10 protein-coding genes and 1 pseudogene are annotated in these 18,073 nt (G+C 54.3%); 8 read left to right on the top strand and 3 right to left on the bottom strand.

Features of this window, described 5'->3' with window-relative positions; genetic code table 11:
* Positions 1–26: 26 nt before the first annotated feature.
* The 8 genes and pseudogenes from treP to MST20_RS18275 all read left to right on the top strand — a co-directional run bounded on the left by treP (position 27) and on the right by MST20_RS18275 (position 15,264).
* Positions 27–1,439 (top strand): PTS system trehalose-specific EIIBC component, encoded by a 1,413-nt coding sequence (gene treP / locus MST20_RS18305; RefSeq protein ID WP_065644568.1) that lies wholly within the window; start codon positions 27–29, stop codon positions 1,437–1,439.
* A 73-nt stretch (positions 1,440–1,512) separates the two neighbouring features.
* Complete coding sequence (gene treC / locus MST20_RS18300; RefSeq protein ID WP_243944017.1) at positions 1,513–3,201, top strand: alpha,alpha-phosphotrehalase; 1,689 nt, start codon at positions 1,513–1,515, stop codon at positions 3,199–3,201.
* A 21-nt stretch (positions 3,202–3,222) separates the two neighbouring features.
* Entirely contained in the window at positions 3,223–3,939 is a 717-nt protein-coding gene (gene treR, locus MST20_RS18295; protein ID WP_243944015.1) for a trehalose operon repressor, read from the top strand.
* Between the two features lie 106 nt (positions 3,940–4,045).
* Positions 4,046–4,738, top strand: a complete 693-nt coding sequence (locus MST20_RS18290; RefSeq protein WP_243944013.1) for an N-acetyltransferase — start codon at positions 4,046–4,048, stop codon at positions 4,736–4,738.
* Between the two features lie 126 nt (positions 4,739–4,864).
* Positions 4,865–7,009 carry an NTTRR-F1 domain gene (locus MST20_RS18285; RefSeq protein WP_243944011.1) on the top strand — a complete coding sequence of 715 codons (2,145 nt, stop codon included), beginning with the start codon at positions 4,865–4,867 and terminating at the stop codon, positions 7,007–7,009.
* Positions 7,010–7,258: 249 nt separating this feature from the next.
* Positions 7,259–7,702 (top strand): annotated as a pseudogene (locus MST20_RS21445) (NTTRR-F1 domain); the annotation flags it as partial.
* Between the two features lie 3 nt (positions 7,703–7,705).
* Entirely contained in the window at positions 7,706–13,969 is a 6,264-nt protein-coding gene (locus MST20_RS18280) for a hypothetical protein (protein WP_481747923.1), read from the top strand.
* Between the two features lie 233 nt (positions 13,970–14,202).
* On the top strand, positions 14,203–15,264 hold the full coding sequence (locus MST20_RS18275) for an NTTRR-F1 domain (RefSeq protein ID WP_279600187.1): 1,062 nt from the start codon (positions 14,203–14,205) through the stop codon (positions 15,262–15,264).
* Between the two features lie 183 nt (positions 15,265–15,447).
* Here the strand turns inward: MST20_RS18275 and MST20_RS18270 are convergent, their stop codons facing one another.
* The 3 genes from MST20_RS18270 to MST20_RS18260 are packed head-to-tail and all read right to left on the bottom strand — an operon-like array spanning position 15,448 to position 18,070.
* A complete protein-coding gene (locus MST20_RS18270; RefSeq protein WP_243944008.1) occupies positions 15,448–16,539 on the bottom strand; it encodes a DegT/DnrJ/EryC1/StrS family aminotransferase in 1,092 nt (363 codons plus the stop codon).
* Entirely contained in the window at positions 16,536–17,078 is a 543-nt protein-coding gene (locus MST20_RS18265; RefSeq protein ID WP_243944006.1) for an acyltransferase, read from the bottom strand. Before MST20_RS18265 ends, MST20_RS18270 begins: the two co-directional genes overlap by 4 nt.
* A gap of 17 nt (positions 17,079–17,095) precedes the next feature.
* A complete protein-coding gene (locus tag MST20_RS18260; RefSeq protein ID WP_243944005.1) occupies positions 17,096–18,070 on the bottom strand; it encodes an NAD-dependent epimerase/dehydratase family protein in 975 nt (324 codons plus the stop codon).
* Positions 18,071–18,073: the final 3 nt, after the last annotated feature.

Raw genomic sequence — 18,073 nt, 5'->3', positions numbered from 1 at the left:
TTATAAAAGGAGAAGGAGGGATTGAAATGACTGATTTACATCAATCAGCGCGACGGATTGTCGATGCTGTCGGCGGTGCAGACAACATTGCAGCTGTAACCCATTGTGTGACGCGGCTGCGATTTGCACTGCTCGATGAAAGCAAAGTCAATCAAGAGGTGCTGGAGCAAATAGATGTTGTCAAAGGATCGTTTTCAACGAACGGCCAATTTCAAGTGGTGATCGGCCAAGGAACGGTCAACAATGTATATGCGGAGCTGGTGAAGGCCACAGGAATCGGCGAATCGTCAAAAGATGACGTCAAGAAAGCCTCAGAGAAAAATATGAATCCTTTACAGCGTGCTGTGAAAACGCTTGCAGATATTTTTATTCCAATATTGCCGGCGATTGTCACCGCCGGACTGCTGATGGGAATCAACAATATCCTGACGGCTCAAGACATTTTCTTCAGTGGAAAATCGATCGTTGAAGTCTATCCGCAATGGGCGGATCTCGCCAATATGATTAACTTGATTGCGGGCACGGCTTTCGCATTTCTCCCGGCATTAATCGGCTGGTCGGCCGTCAAGCGGTTTGGCGGAAATCCGCTGCTCGGCATTGTGCTGGGCGTCATGCTTGTGCACCCTGATTTGTTAAACGCATGGGGATACGGGGCTGCCGAGCAAAGCGGAGAGATTCCTGTCTGGAATTTATTCGGTCTGGAAGTGCAGAAGGTCGGCTATCAGGGGCAGGTGCTTCCCATTTTGCTCGCATCTTATTTGCTGGCAAAAATTGAGCGCTTTTTGACAAAGCGGACGCCTGAGAGCATTCAGCTCCTTGTCGTGGCACCGATTACGCTGCTTGTCACAGGCTTTGCTTCATTTATTGTCATTGGACCGATTACGTTTGCCATCGGAAATGTCTTAACATCAGGCCTTATTGCTGTCTTTGAACAATTCGCCGTACTGGGCGGACTGTTATATGGCGGACTTTACGCCGCTCTCGTCATTACCGGAATGCATCATACATTCCTTGCCGTTGACCTTCAGCTGATCGGCTCAAAGCTCGGCGGAACATTTTTATGGCCGATGCTGGCGCTGTCCAATATCGCACAAGGTTCAGCCGCGCTTGCGATGATGTTTATTGTCAAAGATGAGAAGCAGAAAGGCCTGTCTCTGACATCCGGCATTTCAGCTTATCTCGGAATTACCGAACCGGCGCTGTTCGGGGTGAATCTCAGATACAGATTTCCGTTCGTGATCGCGATGATCAGCTCGGGGATTGCCGGAATGTTCATTTCCTCGCAAGGGGTTTTGGCAAGCTCGGTCGGCGTCGGCGGTGTACCCGGCATTTTCTCTATCATGAGCCAATACTGGGGAGCGTTTGCAATCGGAATGGCGATCGTGCTGATCGCGCCGTTCGCCGGAACATATCTCTATGCAAAATTAAAAATGAAATAAGAGAGGGAGAGGGGCGCGCATATTTGTCAGCCCTTTTCCCATTTCATAAAGAAGAAAACGGTGGTGTTGAAAAGTGGAAACGAAAGAAAATCCATGGTGGAAAAAAGCAGTCGTCTATCAGATTTATCCGAAAAGCTTTAAAGATACAACAGGAAACGGTGTCGGTGACATTCGCGGCATCATCGAAAAGCTCGACTACATCAAGGAGCTCGCCTGTGATGTCATTTGGCTGACGCCGATTTATCAATCGCCGCAAAACGACAACGGCTATGACATCAGCGACTATTACAACGTTCATGAAGAATATGGAACAATGGCCGACTTTGAAGAGCTTCTAGAAGAGGCCCACAAGCGCGGCATAAAGGTGATCATGGATCTTGTCGTTAACCATACATCAACAGAGCACAAATGGTTTAAAGAAGCAGCGTCCGGAAAAGAAAACCCGTATCGTGACTTTTATATTTGGAAGGACATGAAGCCGGACGGTGCTCCGCCGACAAACTGGGAATCGAAGTTCGGCGGCTCGGCGTGGGAGTTTCATGAAGAGAGCGGACAGTATTATCTCCATCTCTATGATGTCACACAGGCGGATTTGAATTGGGAGAACGATGAAGTCAGAAAAAAAGTGTACGAGATGATGCATTTCTGGTTTGAAAAAGGAATCGACGGCTTCAGACTTGATGTCATCAATGTCATCTCAAAAGACCAGCGTTTCCCTGATGATGATCAAGGGGACGGGCGCAGATTTTATACGGACGGGCCGAGGGTTCACGAGTTTTTGAATGAAATGAACAGGGAGGTCTTTTCAAAATACGACAGCATGACGGTCGGGGAAATGTCATCGACCACAATCGCAGATTGCATCCGGTATACAAACCCCGAAAGCCGGGAGCTCGATATGGTGTTTAACTTTCACCATTTAAAGGCCGACTATCCAAACGGGGAAAAATGGGCGCTTGCGGATTTTGATTTTCTAAAGCTGAAGAAGATTCTTTCTGAATGGCAGACTGAAATGCATAAAGGGGGCGGGTGGAACGCATTGTTCTGGTGCAACCACGACCAGCCGCGGATCGTCTCACGCTATGGCGACGACGGAACATACCGCAAAAAGTCTGCGAAAATGCTGGCAACCGCGATTCATATGCTTCAGGGGACGCCATACATTTATCAGGGAGAAGAGCTCGGGATGACCAACCCGAAATTCGAGGACATCTCTCTTTACCGGGATGTCGAATCTCTCAATATGTACCGTCTGCTGAAAGAAGCAGGAAAGCCGGAAGCCGAAATCATCGAAATCCTGAAATCGAAGTCCCGCGATAATTCGCGGACGCCGGTGCAGTGGAACGGAGAAGAAAATGCCGGGTTTACGACGGGGACACCGTGGATTCCGGTGCCTGAAAACTACAAAGAAATCAACGCAGAAACAGCGCTCAGCGATCCTGATTCGATTTTCTACCATTATAAAAAGCTGAATGAGCTCCGCAAGGAATTCGATATCATCACAACCGGAGATTATCAGCTGATTCTGGAAGACGATCAAGCGCTCTATGCGTATTTGAGAAACGGAGCGGATGAAAAACTGCTGGTGATCAATAATTTTTATGGAAAAGAGACCGAGTTTCAGCTCCCTGATGATATTGATATTGAAGGCTATGATGCCAAGGTTCTCATTTCCAATGACACCGATCTTCCCGAGTCATTTACACGCTTTAAAGTGAAACCGTATCAATCGATTGTTTATCATCTCGCCAAACCATGCTAAACTAAGCGTGGTGGTAAAAAAATGAAGATCAACAAGTATATGATGATTTACAAACAAATTGCAGAACAAATCGATCAAAGCATACTGAATGCCGGAGATATCCTGCCGTCTGAAAACGACCTTGCCGAACAGCACGACACCTCGAGGGAAACCGTTCGGAAAGCGCTGAATGTGCTTGCCCAGAACGGATATATTCAAAAGATCAAAGGAAAGGGGTCAGTCGTGCTGCACAGGGAGAAAATGCAGTTCCCGGTTTCCGGTTTGGTCAGCTTTAAGGAGCTTTCAGAAACGCTTGGCAAAGAGACAAGCACGACGGTTCACGAGTTCGGCTTGACGCATCCGGATGCATATATTCAAAAGCAGCTTCGCACTTCCGGAGATGAAGAGGTATGGCGCGTCGTCAGATCGCGGAATATTAACGGAGAGCGTATCATCCTGGATAAAGACTATTTTATCCGCAAGCATGTGCCGCTCTTAACGAAAGAAATATGCGAGGACTCGATCTACCAATACCTTGAAGATGAATGCGGGCTCGTCATCAGCTATGCTCATAAGGAAATTGTAGTCGAGCCATGTACGGTAGAGGATCAAGAATATTTAGATCTGAACGGATACGAGCACATTGTGGTCGTGAAAAATTTTGTTTTCCTTGATGATACGACCTTGTTTCAATATACGGAAAGCAGACACCGCCTGGATAAATTCCGGTTTGTCGATTTTGCAAGAAGAGAAAAGTAGCACGGTGCGCCTGACGGCGGCCGTGTTTTTTTATGCAGCCGTTTCTCATCACGTCCGCATTGAATATGCTACAGCAGGTGTAAATGAGAAATGGAGGATGTAAGCAATGATTCATGAAACCGTAAAGATCGGAAAGAACGTGGTATTGGGAGAGCATGCTGTCATTGAAGAAAATGTGGTCATCGGGGATAACGTAACAATCGGTCATCATGCCATTATTAAAAAGGATACTCAGATCGGCAGCGGGGTAAAAATCGGCGATTTGGCCGTCCTTGGCAAAGCGGCTTCTTCAAATAAAAAAATGGCCCGCCAGCCGAAGCAGACAGGAGCGCTTTTGCGGATAGAAGATGATGTCGTAGTCGGAGCGAGCGCTGTTATTTATCGGGACGTGCTGTTGGAACAAGGTGTTTTCGTGGGAGACATGGCGAGCATTCGCGAAAATGTCGCGATCGGAAGAGAAAGCATTATAGGACGAAACGCGATGGTTGAAAACAATACCAGAATTGGAAAGAGAGTGACGATTCAAACGGGCTGCTATATCACCGCTGATATGACGATCGAAGATGAAGTGTTTATCGGCCCTTGCTGTTCCACATCAAATGATAAATATATGGGAATGGGAAACTACCCGTATCAAGGTCCAACTATTAAAAGAGGAGCGAAAATCGGAAACAACGCAACATTGCTGCCGGCGGTCATCATCGGGGAGCATGCGGTCATCGGAGCGGGCGCCGTCATCACAAAGGATGTTCCCGCAGGTAAAACGGCTGTGGGCAATCCAGGCCGATTGCTGAAATAAACGGTTTTTCAATCTTATCTGTGTTATATAACGTGTCTGCAAAAAAGAGAGATCATAGGATATAGAGCTTCAATATCTTTTAAAGATCATTGCAGCCAGAAAATGAAAAGAACTGGGGGTGGAAAAATGTCCATTCAAAACGCGGTGATGAACGGGGGATTTGAGACGGGAACCTTCTCGCCTTGGGTAGGCGTAAACGCATCTGTTACAAGCCAGTTTTCGCACTCAGGATTTTTCTCTGCAAGATTTTTGGGCGGACCAGTCACATCATATATTGCTCAATTTGTTCCGGCCAGGGCTGGGGAAGGAAGCGAATTTCTCGTTTCTCTTGCGAGAGCGGGATTTCTCCCGGCACCTTCTGTCACGATACAAGTTACTTATTTTAACAGTCAATTTAATTTTCTCGGATACGGGTTATTTGCCACTGTGCCGTCAAGCAGAATACCGGCAGCCGAAAATGGGACATGGCTTGAAGTCTATCAAACAACTTCACCTGCTCCCCCTGGCACCACCCAGGCATTCATTTTGATCAACAACATTCCGCAGGCGGGAACTGCAAGCGTGCTTGTGGATGATGTTGCTCTATTGAGTGTTGAGGGTGGAGGAGGTCCGACGGGAGCGACGGGTCCAACAGGAGCGACGGGTCCAACAGGAGCGACAGGTCCGACAGGAGCGACGGGTCCAACGGGAGCAACCGGTCCAACAGGAGCAACCGGAGCGACGGGTCCAACAGGAGCCACCGGAGCGACAGGACCAACAGGAGCAACCGGAGCGACGGGTCCAACAGGAGCAACCGGTCCGACAGGAGCGACGGGTCCCACGGGAGCAACCGGTCCGACGGGAGCGACGGGTCCAACAGGAGCGACAGGTCCGACAGGAGCGACGGGTCCCACGGGAGCAACCGGTCCAACAGGAGCAACTGGTCCAACAGGAGCGACAGGTCCGACAGGAGCGACGGGTCCCACGGGAGCAACCGGTCCGACGGGAGCGACGGGTCCAACAGGAGCAACTGGTCCAACGGGAGCAACCGGTCCAACAGGAGCAACCGGTCCGACGGGAGCGACGGGTCCAACAGGAGCAACTGGTCCAACAGGAGCGACAGGTCCGACAGGAGCGACGGGTCCGACAGGAGCGACGGGTCCAACGGGAGCAACCGGTCCAACAGGAGCGACAGGTCCGACAGGATCGATGGGACCAACAGGAGCAACCGGAGCGACAGGAGCAACCGGAGCAACCGGAGCGACAGGAGCAACCGGAGCAACCGGAGCGACAGGAGCAACCGGAGCAACCGGAGCGACAGGACCAACCGGAGCAACCGGAGCGACAGGACCAACCGGAGCAACCGGAGCGACAGGACCAACCGGAGCAACCGGAGCGACAGGACCAACAGGAGCAACCGGAGCGACCGGCCCAACCGGAGCAACCGGTCCAACAGGAGCGACAGGTCCGACAGGATCGACGGGTCTAACGGGAGCGACGGGTCCAACGGGAGCAACCGGTCCGACGGGAGCGACGGGTCCAACGGGAGCAACCGGTCCGACGGGTCCAACAGGAGCAACCGGTCCGACGGGTCCAACAGGAGCAACTGGTCCAACAGGAGCGACAGGTCCGACAGGATCGACGGGTCCAACAGGAGCAACTGGTCCAACGGGAGCAACCGGTCCAACAGGAGCAACCGGTCCGACGGGAGCGACGGGTCCAACAGGAGCGACCGGCCCAACCGGAGCAACAGGGGCAACTGGAGCGACCGGCCCAACAGGCGCAACGGGTCCGACAGGAGCCGCGGGTCCAACGGGAGCGACGGGTCCAACAGGAGCGACAGGTCCGACCGGAGCAACAGGGGCAACTGGCCCAACCGGACCAGGAAGTCTGTTGGGAACACCGGCGCAGTCAACTGACCCTGTTTCACTTACAGTTGGAACCGAAACACCAATTCTAACGACGACTGTTACCTCTTCAGCCGGACAGAATATAAAACTCGATTCTATGGCTGAAGTTGATATTATCATAGGGCCAGCTACTACTTTTGAATACAGTATAATTTTCACATTATATAGAAATAATGGCGCTATTGCACAAGTGTCTGTTGATTCTCAGGATGAAAAATCGGCAGGTTCGGTTCGTGTATATGGTGATATTCCTAACCTTACATGGGTTGATTCACCAGGTTCAGGAACACAAACTTATGAGGTTAGAATTAATGTAACAGGGACTAACCTCTTGGCAGCCAACGTTAATACGAGAGCGCTAAATGCTGTAATATTTGATTGATTGTAAAATGAAGAGTCCCCTTTAAGTTTTCATAAAGCTTAAAGGGGGTTTTTGTTTAAATTGATAGAAAAGATTCTAAGGAAATACGGATTTTATCGATTAGATGATTATAAATTTATCATTCATAGCGATTGGGGTTATAAAAATTCAGAGAAATAGAGTTCTATCCAAACGGTATTCATAGATATTTCATATTTTGTTTGAGGGATATTATTATCTCAATTTTTGAGAAAGGGTGGTGAAACGTGATTGACCATTGAAAATCGAATAATAAATGGAGGGTTCGAAACCGGTTCTCTGCCACCTTGGACAGGATTTAATGCCGTAGTTACTTCTAATTTCAGCCATTCAGGGATTTATAGTGTTAACTTAGTAACTTCATCGATTGGTATCTTAGCCCAGAGCTTTCTGGTTAACCCGGGAGAGAATTTTGAATTTGTTATATCTATTTCAAAAGCTAGCAGCGCTCCTAATCCTGCGATTGTAATAACCGTAGATTATTATAACTCCTCTTTTAACTTTTTGTCGCAGGGATTAAGTTTAACAATTCCAGTAAACCGTCTATCTGCAGTAAATGTTTGGAATGAAATATATGCCACAACGAATATTGCTCCTCTTGGTACTGCTATAGGGGTGTTAACTATTCAAAAACTTCCTCTTAGTGGAGGGGCACCAATACTAATTGATGATGTTGCAATGATAACAATTGATCAACCAGGAGCAACAGGTCCAACCGGAGCCACCGGAGCGACGGGTCCAACAGGAGCAACAGGTCCAACAGGAGTGACTGGTGCCACAGGAGCGACAGGTCCAACCGGAGCAACGGGACCAATGGGAGCGACAGGTCCAACCGGCCCGACAGGCGCAACCGGAGCCACGGGTCCAACGGGAGCAACCGGCCCAACGGGAGCAACCGGCCCAACCGGAGCCACAGGTCCAACAGGAGCGACCGGCACGACAGGAGCCACCGGTCCAACAGGAGCCACCGGAGCGACAGGAGCAACCGGAGCCACAGGTCCAACGGGAGCAACCGGTCCGACGGGAGCAACGGGAGCGACGGGTCCAACTGGAGCAACGGGAGCGACGGGTCCAACAGGAGCAACCGGCCCGACAGGAGCAACAGGTGCCACCGGAGCCACGGGAGCGACAGGAGCAACAGGTCCGACGGGAGCAACCGGAGCGACGGGTCCAACTGGAGTAACCGGCCCAACGGGAGCAACCGGCCCAACAGGAGTGACTGGTGCCACAGGAGCGACAGGTCCAACCGGAGCCACGGGAGCAACAGGGGCCACGGGAGCAACAGGTGCCACAGGAGCGACAGGTCCAACTGGAATAACCGGCCCAACAGGTCCGATAGGAGCAACCGGAGCGACGGGTCCAACGGGAGCGACAGGTCCAACCGGAGCCACGGGAGCAACAGGGGCCACGGGAGCAACAGGTGCCACAGGAGCGACAGGTCCAACTGGAGTCACGGGCCCAACAGGAGCAACCGGAGCGACAGGAGCAACCGGGGCAACAGGTCCGACAGGAGCAACAGGTCCAACGGGAGCCACAGGTCCAACAGGAGCGACAGGCCCGACAGGAGCAACAGGTCCGACAGGAGCAACCGGAGCGACAGGTCCGACAGGAGCAACCGGAGCGACAGGTCCGACAGGAGCAACCGGAGCGACAGGTCCGACAGGAGCAACCGGAGCGACAGGTCCGACAGGAGCGACAGGCCCGACAGGAGCAACGGGAGCGACGGGTCCAACCGGAGCCACAGGTCCGACGGGAGCAACGGGAGCGACGGGTCCAACCGGAGCCACAGGTCCGACGGGAGCAACCGGCCCGACAGGAGCAACGGGGGCAACGGGAGCAACAGGTCCAACCGGAGCGACAGGTCCGACAGGAGCGACGGGTCCAACAGGAGCAACCGGTCCAACAGGAGCAACCGGTCCGACGGGAGCGACGGGTCCAACAGGAGCCACAGGTCCGACGGGAGCAACCGGAGCGACAGGAGCAACAGGCCCGACAGGTCCAACCGGCCCGACAGGAGCAACAGGCCCAACAGGAGCAACCGGAGCGACGGGTCCAACAGGAGCCACAGGTGCCACGGGACCAACAGGTCCGACAGGAGCCACAGGTGCCACGGGACCAACAGGTCCGACAGGAGCAACAGGTGCCACGGGACCAACAGGTCCGACAGGAGCGACAGGTCCAACGGGAGCGACAGGTCCGACAGGAGCGACAGGTCCGACAGGTCCAACGGGAGCCACAGGTCCAACAGGAGTGACTGGTGCCACCGGAGCGACGGGTCCAACGGGAGCCACAGGTCCAACAGGTCCAACAGGAGTGACTGGTGCCACCGGAGCGACGGGTCCAACGGGAGCCACAGGTCCAACAGGAGCCACTGGTGCCACCGGAGCGACAGGTCCAACGGGAGCAACAGGTGCCACGGGAGCAACAGGTCCGACAGGAGCGACAGGTCCAACGGGAGCGACAGGTCCAACAGGAGCCACTGGTGCAACGGGTCCAACCGGAGCAACGGGTCCAACTGGAGTAACCGGCCCAACCGGAGCCACGGGCCCAACAGGTCCGACGGGAGCCACGGGAGCGACAGGTCCAACAGGAGCCACAGGTGCCACGGGACCAACAGGTCCGACAGGAGCAACCGGGGCAACCGGTCCGACGGGAGCAACAGGAGCAACCGGGGCAACCGGAGCGACAGGAGCAACGGGAGCAACCGGTCCGACAGGAGCGACAGGTCCAACAGGAGCCACAGGTGCAACGGGTCCAACCGGAGCAACGGGTCCAACTGGAGTAACCGGCCCAACAGGAGCCACGGGCCCAACAGGTCCGACGGGAGCCACGGGAGCGACAGGTCCGACAGGAGCCACTGGTGCCACGGGCCCAACAGGTCCGACAGGAGCGACAGGTCCAACTGGAGCGACAGGTCCGACAGGAGCGACAGGTCCAACCGGAGCCACGGGCCCAACAGGAGCGACAGGTCCAACGGGAGCGACAGGTCCGACAGGAGCGACAGGTCCAACCGGAGCCACGGGCCCAACAGGAGCGACAGGTCCGACAGGAGCGACAGGAGCAACCGGAGCGACAGGTCCGACAGGAGCCACTGGTGCCACGGGACCAACAGGTCCGACAGGAGCCACAGGTCCAACAGGAGCGACAGGTCCAACTGGAGCGACCGGTCCGACAGGAGCGACAGGTCCGACGGGAGCAACGGGTCCAACAGGAGCCACCGGCCCGACAGGAGCCACTGGTGCCACGGGCCCAACAGGTCCGACAGGAGCAACCGGGGCAACAGGTCCGACAGGAGCCACCGGCCCGACAGGAGCAACAGGTCCAACCGGAGCGACAGGTCCGACAGGTCCAACGGGAGCCACCGGCCCAACAGGTCCGACAGGCGCAACGGGTCCAACGGGAGCGACAGGTCCGACGGGAGCGACAGGTCCAACCGGAGCCACGGGAGCAACCGGCCCAACAGGTCCGACAGGCGCAACGGGTCCAACGGGAGCGACCGGCCCGACCGGAGCCACGGGGGCCACGGGAGCCACAGGTCCAACCGGAGCCACAGGAGCAACAGGTCCAACGGGAGCAACCGGAGCGACGGGTCCAACGGGAGCGACAGGTCCGACGGGAGCGATAGGTCCAACCGGAGCCACGGGAGCAACCGGCCCAACAGGTCCGACAGGCGCAACGGGTCCAACGGGAGCGACCGGCCCGACCGGAGCCACGGGGGCCACGGGAGCGACAGGTCCAACAGGAGCAACCGGTCCGACGGGTCCAACTGGAGCAACAGGTCCAACAGGAGTGACTGGTGCCACAGGACCAACAGGTCCGACAGGCGCAACGGGTCCAACGGGAGCGACCGGCCCGACAGGCGCAACAGGTGCAACGGGAGCAACAGGTCCGACGGGAGCGACGGGTCCAACAGGAGCCACAGGTGCAACGGGAGCAACAGGTCCGACAGGAGCCACAGGTGCAACGGGAGCAACAGGTCCAACAGGAGCCACAGGTGCAACGGGAGCAACAGGTCCGACAGGAGCGACAGGTCCAACGGGAGCGACAGGTCCGACAGGAGCGACAGGTCCGACAGGTCCGACGGGAGCAACGGGAGCGACGGGAGCAACGGGTCCAACAGGAGCAACCGGCCCGACAGGAGCAACGGGTCCAACGGGGGCGACAGGTCCAACCGGAGCAACCGGGGCAACCGGTCCAACCGGGGCAACCGGAGCAACCGGTCCGACAGGAGCAACGGGTCCAACAGGAGCGACGGGTCCAACGGGAGCCACAGGTCCAACAGGAGTGACTGGTGCCACCGGAGCGACGGGTCCAACGGGAGCCACAGGTCCAACAGGTCCAACAGGAGTGACTGGTGCCACCGGAGCGACGGGTCCAACGGGAGCCACAGGTCCAACAGGAGCCACAGGTCCGACGGGAGCAACCGGAGCGACAGGCCCGACAGGAGCAACAGGCCCAACAGGAGCAACCGGAGCCACAGGTCCAACGGGAGCGACAGGCCCAACGGGAGCGACAGGTCCAACAGGAGCAACCGGCCCGACAGGAGCAACCGGAGCCACAGGTCCAACGGGAGCCACAGGTCCGACGGGAGCGACGGGTCCAACAGGAGCCACAGGCGCAACCGGAGCCACAGGCCCAACGGGAGCGACAGGTCCAACGGGAGCAACTGGTGCAACAGGAGCGACAGGCCCAACGGGAGCGACAGGTCCAACTGGAGTAACCGGCCCAACAGGGGCAACAGGAGCGACAGGTCCAACCGGAGCCACGGGCCCAACAGGTCCGACAGGTCCAACGGGAGCGACCGGTCCGACAGGAGCAACCGGAGCAACAGGTCCAACGGGAGCCACAGGTCCAACGGGAGCAACCGGCCCAACCGGAGCCACAGGTCCGACGGGAGCAACAGGAGCGACAGGCCCGACAGGAGCAACAGGGGCCACGGGAGCAACAGGTCCGACAGGAGCAACAGGTCCGACAGGAGCAACAGGTGCCACGGGAGCAACAGGTCCGACAGGAGCGACAGGTCCAACAGGAGCGACAGGTCCGACGGGAGCAACGGGAGCGACGGGTCCAACAGGAGCAACCGGCCCGACAGGAGCAACAGGTGCCACCGGAGCCACAGGTGCCACCGGAGCAACCGGGGCAACAGGTCCGACAGGAGCAACGGGTCCAACGGGAGCAACAGGTCCAACAGGAGTGACTGGTGCCACAGGAGCGACAGGTCCAACGGGAGCAACTGGTGCAACGGGAGCGACAGGTCCAACTGGAGTAACCGGCCCAACAGGGGCAACAGGAGCGACAGGTCCAACCGGAGCCACGGGCCCAACAGGGGCAACAGGTCCGACAGGTCCAACGGGAGCGACAGGTCCGACAGGAGCGACAGGAGCGACAGGAGCAACCGGAGCAACAGGTTCGACAGGAGCAACAGGTCCAACAGGAGCGACCGGCCCGACAGGAGCCACAGGTCCAACGGGAGCAACCGGCCCAACCGGAGCCACGGGAGCGACAGGTCCAACCGGAGCCAGGGGAGCGACAGGTCCAACCGGAGCCACGGGTCCAACTGGAGTAACCGGCCCAACGGGAGCAACAGGTCCGACAGGAGCCACAGGTGCCACGGGAGCAACAGGTCCGACAGGAGCGACAGGTCCGACGGGAGCAACGGGAGCGACAGGTCCGACAGGAGCAACGGGAGCCACAGGAGCGACAGGAGCAACTGGTGCAACGGGTCCAACGGGAGCCACAGGAGCGACAGGTCCGACGGGAGCAACCGGAGCAACCGGGGCAACAGGTCCGACAGGAGCAACGGGTCCAACGGGAGCAACAGGCCCAACGGGAGCGACAGGTCCAACGGGAGCAACTGGTGCAACCGGAGCGACAGGCCCAACTGGAGCGACCGGTCCGACAGGAGCAACCGGAGCCACGGGAGCGACCGGTCCGACAGGAGCAACCGGAGCCACGGGAGCGACCGGTCCGACAGGAGCAACCGGAGCCACGGGAGCGACAGGTCCAACCGGAGCAACCGGAGCAACCGGGGCCACAGGTCCGACGGGAGCAACTGGTGCAACGGGAGCAACGGGTCCAACTGGAGTAACCGGCCCAACCGGCCCAACAGGTCCGACAGGAGCGACAGGAGCAACCGGAGCCACGGGAGCGACAGGTCCAACCGGAGCCACAGGTGCCACGGGCCCAACCGGAGCAACAGGTCCGACCGGAGCCACTGGTGCAACGGGAGCAACAGGTCCAACGGGAGCAACAGGTCCGACGGGAGCCACCGGAGCCACGGGTCCAACAGGAGCCACCGGAGCGACAGGTCCAACGGGAGCAACTGGTGCAACCGGAGCCACCGGAGCCACTGGTGCAACGGGAGCGACCGGCCCAACAGGTCCGACCGGAGCCACTGGTGCAACGGGAGCGACCGGCCCAACCGGAGCCACTGGTGCAACGGGATCAACTGGAGCGACAGGAGCAACAGGAGCAACCGGAGCCACGGGTCCAACAGGAGCAACCGGCCCAACAGGACCAGCCAGCCCACAAACTGCTATATTCTTTAACAATCTATTTGGGTCTACTGCTGTTTACAATCCACCAACGATTCCGTTAAATACAGAAGTAACTGTTGTGTCGGTTCCTAATGTATCGGTCACTAGTGGGCAAAATATTAAGGTGGATTATGCATTGGCGATAGAAGCCGTAAATACTGCAAACAGTAATATAATTTTTGAAATAAGGCTTTATAGAGGCGGAACTTTAGTTCAAACTAGAATATTTAATAGAAGTCTCGCGGCTGCTGGTACGCAAAGATTTCCATTAGCCAGCACAATTGTTGATACAGTTCCTGCCACCGCAACAGTTGATTATTCAGTTAGGGTAGCGGTAACAACGGCTTCAAATGTTACTTCCGCTGCAGCATTTAATAGAGATTTAAATCTCATTCGGTTCCCTTAAAGGGAGGGGGGAAAGCTAAATGGAGCTTTCCCCTTTTGAAGTTTCATATTAAGTGAAAGAACATTGCTTTAAAGTTAATATAGTTTGATTCACTTGGATTTAGCTTCTATAAATGTGTTTTAATCGTATGGAAAATAACGTGACCGAGCTTAGTAAGGAAACATAGTATATGTTAGCTTCATTCTTGAAAAGAGAATTGAAGCTAATCTAGTGAAAGGGAGGTAAAATCCTAGATGTCGATCCAAAATTTGGTTGTAAACGGCAGCTTTGAAAACGGGGCACTTCCACCCTGGGTAGGCCAAAATGCAACCGTCACAACTCAGTTTTCTCATTCTGGTTTTTGGTCGGCAAGATTACTGGGCGGGGCTGTTACTTCTTTTATTGCACAATTTGTTCCGGTAGATGCAGGGGAAGGTTTGGAGTTTTTAGTTTCTCTTGCTAAAGAAGGTTTTCCTGCTCCATCGCCTCAGGTGCAAATTCAAGTGTCTTATTTTGATAGTTCATTTAATTTTCTAGGCCAAGGTCTCTTTTTAAATATCCCGTTCAACAGACTACCGATTGTTCAAAATAATACATGGCTTGAAGTCTATCAAACGACGACCCCAGCTCCAGCTGGCTCTACTATGGCTTTCATTTTGATTAATACTTTGCCGCAGGCAGGTACAGCGAATGTCATTGTGGATGATGTAGCACTATTAGATGTAGAAGGCGGAGGAACAGGTCCAACAGGTCCAACCGGCCCAACAGGTCCGACGGGAGCGACTGGTGCAACTGGAGCAACAGGTCCGACCGGAGCAACTGGAGCGACAGGTCCAACAGGAGCAACTGGTGCAACTGGAGCAACAGGTCCGACGGGAGCAACTGGTGCAACAGGAGCAACAGGTCCGACGGGAGCGACAGGTCCAACAGGAGCAACTGGTGCAACAGGAGCAACAGGTCCGACGGGAGCGACCGGAGCAACCGGAGCGACAGGCGCAACAGGTCCAACCGGCCCGACAGGTCCAACAGGAGCAACCGGAGCAACTGGAGCGACAGGTCCAACAGGAGCAACGGGAGCAACCGGAGCAACCGGAGCGACAGGCGCAACAGGTCCAACGGGAGCAACCGGCCCAACCGGAGCAACAGGTCCAACGGGAGCAACCGGCCCAACGGGCCCAACAGGTCCGACCGGCCCAACCGGCCCGACAGGTCCAACAGGTCCGACCGGCCCAACCGGCCCGACAGGTCCAACAGGTCCGACCGGCCCAACCGGCCCAACCGGCCCGACAGGTCCAACAGGTCCGACCGGCCCTTAATATCAATCGGGTATTAGCAAAGTTTCCAATTTAATTGTTTGTTTTCCCGAAAGTTCGCTGTAACGCTACGCGAATGATTCAGGGGGCAGTAAACCGTAGGTTTACTGCCTTTTTTCTTTCTTTATTTCTAAGAATAAAAAAACATCCCTGTCACTATTTTGTGAAAGGGATGTTTTTGATTGATTAGCCTTTACGTTGGCTAAATGATTGAATGGCTGAGACTACCTGATCCACATTGACTTGATCATGACAGGGGAGGGTGATCGTATTTTGTTCAAGAAAAATGGAATTGGGTTTAATCTGCCTGTATTTGCGGCGGTAATAGGTAGTGCCGCTTAAGCAATAGGTGCCGAAAGTCGACTCTATATGGCAGTCGCTCAAATATTGAATCAATTCGTCGCGAACGATGTTTTTTGGAACTTTGAAAACGGCGGATTGTATGTTGTGTACAACGTCAGGACCGATTTTTTGACTTTGGAATCCGAGGGGTTCAAGTCGTTCACTATATGCTTTCTGCTGAAGGTTTCTGCGGTGAATGATGTCATCTAGTTTTTGGAGCTGTTTAATTCCAAGAGCGGCTTGGATATCAGATAATCTATAGTTATAGCCGAAATCCATAAAATCCATTTGACCGTCAGAGATGGCGGCGCCGTGGTTTAATTTGACAGAAAGCCATTCTTTCAACGCTTCCCGGTCGGTTGTAATTGCCCCGCCTTCACCTGTCGTAAGCAGCTTTCTGGGGTGAAAGCTGAAACAGGTAAGATCTGCAATTTTTCCGGATTTACAGCCGTATTCACTGCTGCCGATCGCACAAGCGGCATCATCCACAAGCGGTAAGCCGTACGCTTCACAAATGTGCTTGATGTTGGTGATGCCTGTCGGGTTTCCCAAAGCATCCACAAAAAGGACGGCTTTTGTCCGGGATGTGATTTGATTTTCCAGCTCTTCTGGAAGCATGTTAAATGTTTCAAGGTCAACATCGGCAAAAACAGGCTTGGCGCCTAAATCTTCTATTACATTGACAGTGGCGGGAAACGAAAAATCTGAGACGATCACTTCATCTCCGGGTTGCACGTTCAGGCTTTTAAGGCACATCGATAAAGCCGTTGTAGCCGATGTTGTTAAAAAAGCATGCTTTGCATTGACATACTGACTAATATCATCTGCAAATGTTTTGACGAAAGGCCCTTTTGTCAGCATGCCGGAAGAAAATATTTCTTTTAATTCTGCTTCCACTTCTTCAAACGTAATATACGGCTCGATCAATTTAATCATGAGAGCTCCTCATCTTTCACCCTTCGGTTTTTGATCACCTTTGCCGGCACGCCTACCGCTATGCTGTAAGGGGGAATATGACGATTGACGACGGCGTTTGCTCCGATTTTGGAGTGGGCGCCGATCGTAACGCCTGCTAAGATAGACGCACCGATCCCGATGTTGCAGTTTTCTTCAATATGAATAGGAGCGAATGTAAGCGGGGAAAACAAAATTATACTGTCAGGTTTATCAGGGTCGGTATGGTAGGCGGCGTGTATCCGGACATTCGGTCCGATTCCGGCAAATTCTCCGATTGTAACTCCTCCGGCACCGTGTATAAAACATTGCTGTCCGATCCAGCTGTTTGAACCGATGATGAGGTCATGCTTATAATAGCCTTTTAAAATCGTGTCATGGCCGATATAAACGTTATCTCCGATATAGATGTTTTCCGGATGAAAAATGCGGACCCCGTCTTCAATAACGACATTTTCGCCGCATCCTCCGAGCTGGGAAAGGGTGAATTCACCTTTTCCTTCGCTTTTCCATTGTTTCAACAAAAGCGCCTCCTTTCTTATTGAGCCAAATTTTTTTGAATGCTTTCAGCTGTTCTTTTGATACCTTCTTCCAGATCCACTTTTGCGCTGAAACCGAGCATTTCTTTTGCTTTATTGACTTGAGGGATGCGAAGTTCAATATCGGCTTCTTTTTTCTCCCCAAAGAAGATTTGTGATTTTGATCCGAGAACTCTGATAATCGTGCTTGCCAATCCGTATACGGTGATCACAGTGCGTTCGTTGCCGATGTTGAAAGACTCTCCGATGGCTTCTTTCATCGTCAAACAGCGCAATATTCCGTCGATCATGTCATCTACATAACACCAGGCCCGGATTTGCGTTCCATCGCCGTGAATATAGATCGGTTCATCTAACAGGGCTCTGTGAACCATCGTTTTGATGGCGCCTTCCCCTACTTGTTCCGGTCCATAAACATTAAAAGGGCGGACGGTGACGGTCGGGAGCCCCAGTTGTTTAAAATAGGCATATGCCATATGTTCCTCGGCGAGTTTGCTGACAGCATATGTCCAGCGAGCTTCTCCCACCGCTCCTAAAACAGTATGACTGGTCTCGCGCGCTCTGAAAGCGATTTGGCCGAACACTTCACTCGTACTGAAACAGACGACCCTTTTGCATTCGGTTAAACCGGCAGCCGCTTCAAGCAGATTGGCTGAACCGATCATGTTGACCTGCATCGTTTTAACCGGATTTTGAATGACCGTGTCAATCCCTGCGATGCCGGCGGCGTGGACAATGTGGCTGGCCCCTTGGATCGCCTTTTTAAGCGCGTTCACATCCAAAATGTCTCCCTGCACCACTTTCAAGTGAGGATGGTCTCGGTAAGATTTATACCGGAGGGAGTCTCTTGAAAAATTGTCGTATACGGTGACGCTGTTGCGCTCTATTAGCTTTCCTATTAAAGAGGATCCGATAAAGCCTGCTCCGCCAGTTATGAAAATATGCTGGCCGGATAACTCTGTCATATCGCTCATCTT

Source organism: Bacillus sp. B19-2 (assembly GCF_022832475.1).
GTDB classification, from domain to species: Bacteria; Bacillota; Bacilli; order Bacillales; family Bacillaceae; genus Bacillus; species Bacillus paralicheniformis.
This window is presented reverse-complemented; position numbering and strand designations above follow the sequence as displayed.

Bases quoted from the DNA above. Each gene is read 5' to 3' on its own strand.
- treP (WP_065644568.1), top strand. From the start codon at position 27: ATGACTGATTTACATCAATCAGCGCGACGGATTGTCGATGCTGTCGGC.
- treR (WP_243944015.1), top strand. From the start codon at position 3,223: ATGAAGATCAACAAGTATATGATGATTTACAAACAAATTGCAGAACAA.
- MST20_RS18290 (WP_243944013.1), top strand. From the start codon at position 4,046: ATGATTCATGAAACCGTAAAGATCGGAAAGAACGTGGTATTGGGAGAG.
- MST20_RS18285 (WP_243944011.1), top strand. From the start codon at position 4,865: ATGTCCATTCAAAACGCGGTGATGAACGGGGGATTTGAGACGGGAACC.
- MST20_RS18280 (WP_481747923.1), top strand. From the start codon at position 7,706: ATGATAACAATTGATCAACCAGGAGCAACAGGTCCAACCGGAGCCACC.
- MST20_RS18275 (WP_279600187.1), top strand. From the start codon at position 14,203: ATGTCGATCCAAAATTTGGTTGTAAACGGCAGCTTTGAAAACGGGGCA.
- MST20_RS18270 (WP_243944008.1), bottom strand. From the start codon at position 16,539: ATGATTAAATTGATCGAGCCGTATATTACGTTTGAAGAAGTGGAAGCA.
- MST20_RS18260 (WP_243944005.1), bottom strand. From the start codon at position 18,070: ATGAGCGATATGACAGAGTTATCCGGCCAGCATATTTTCATAACTGGC.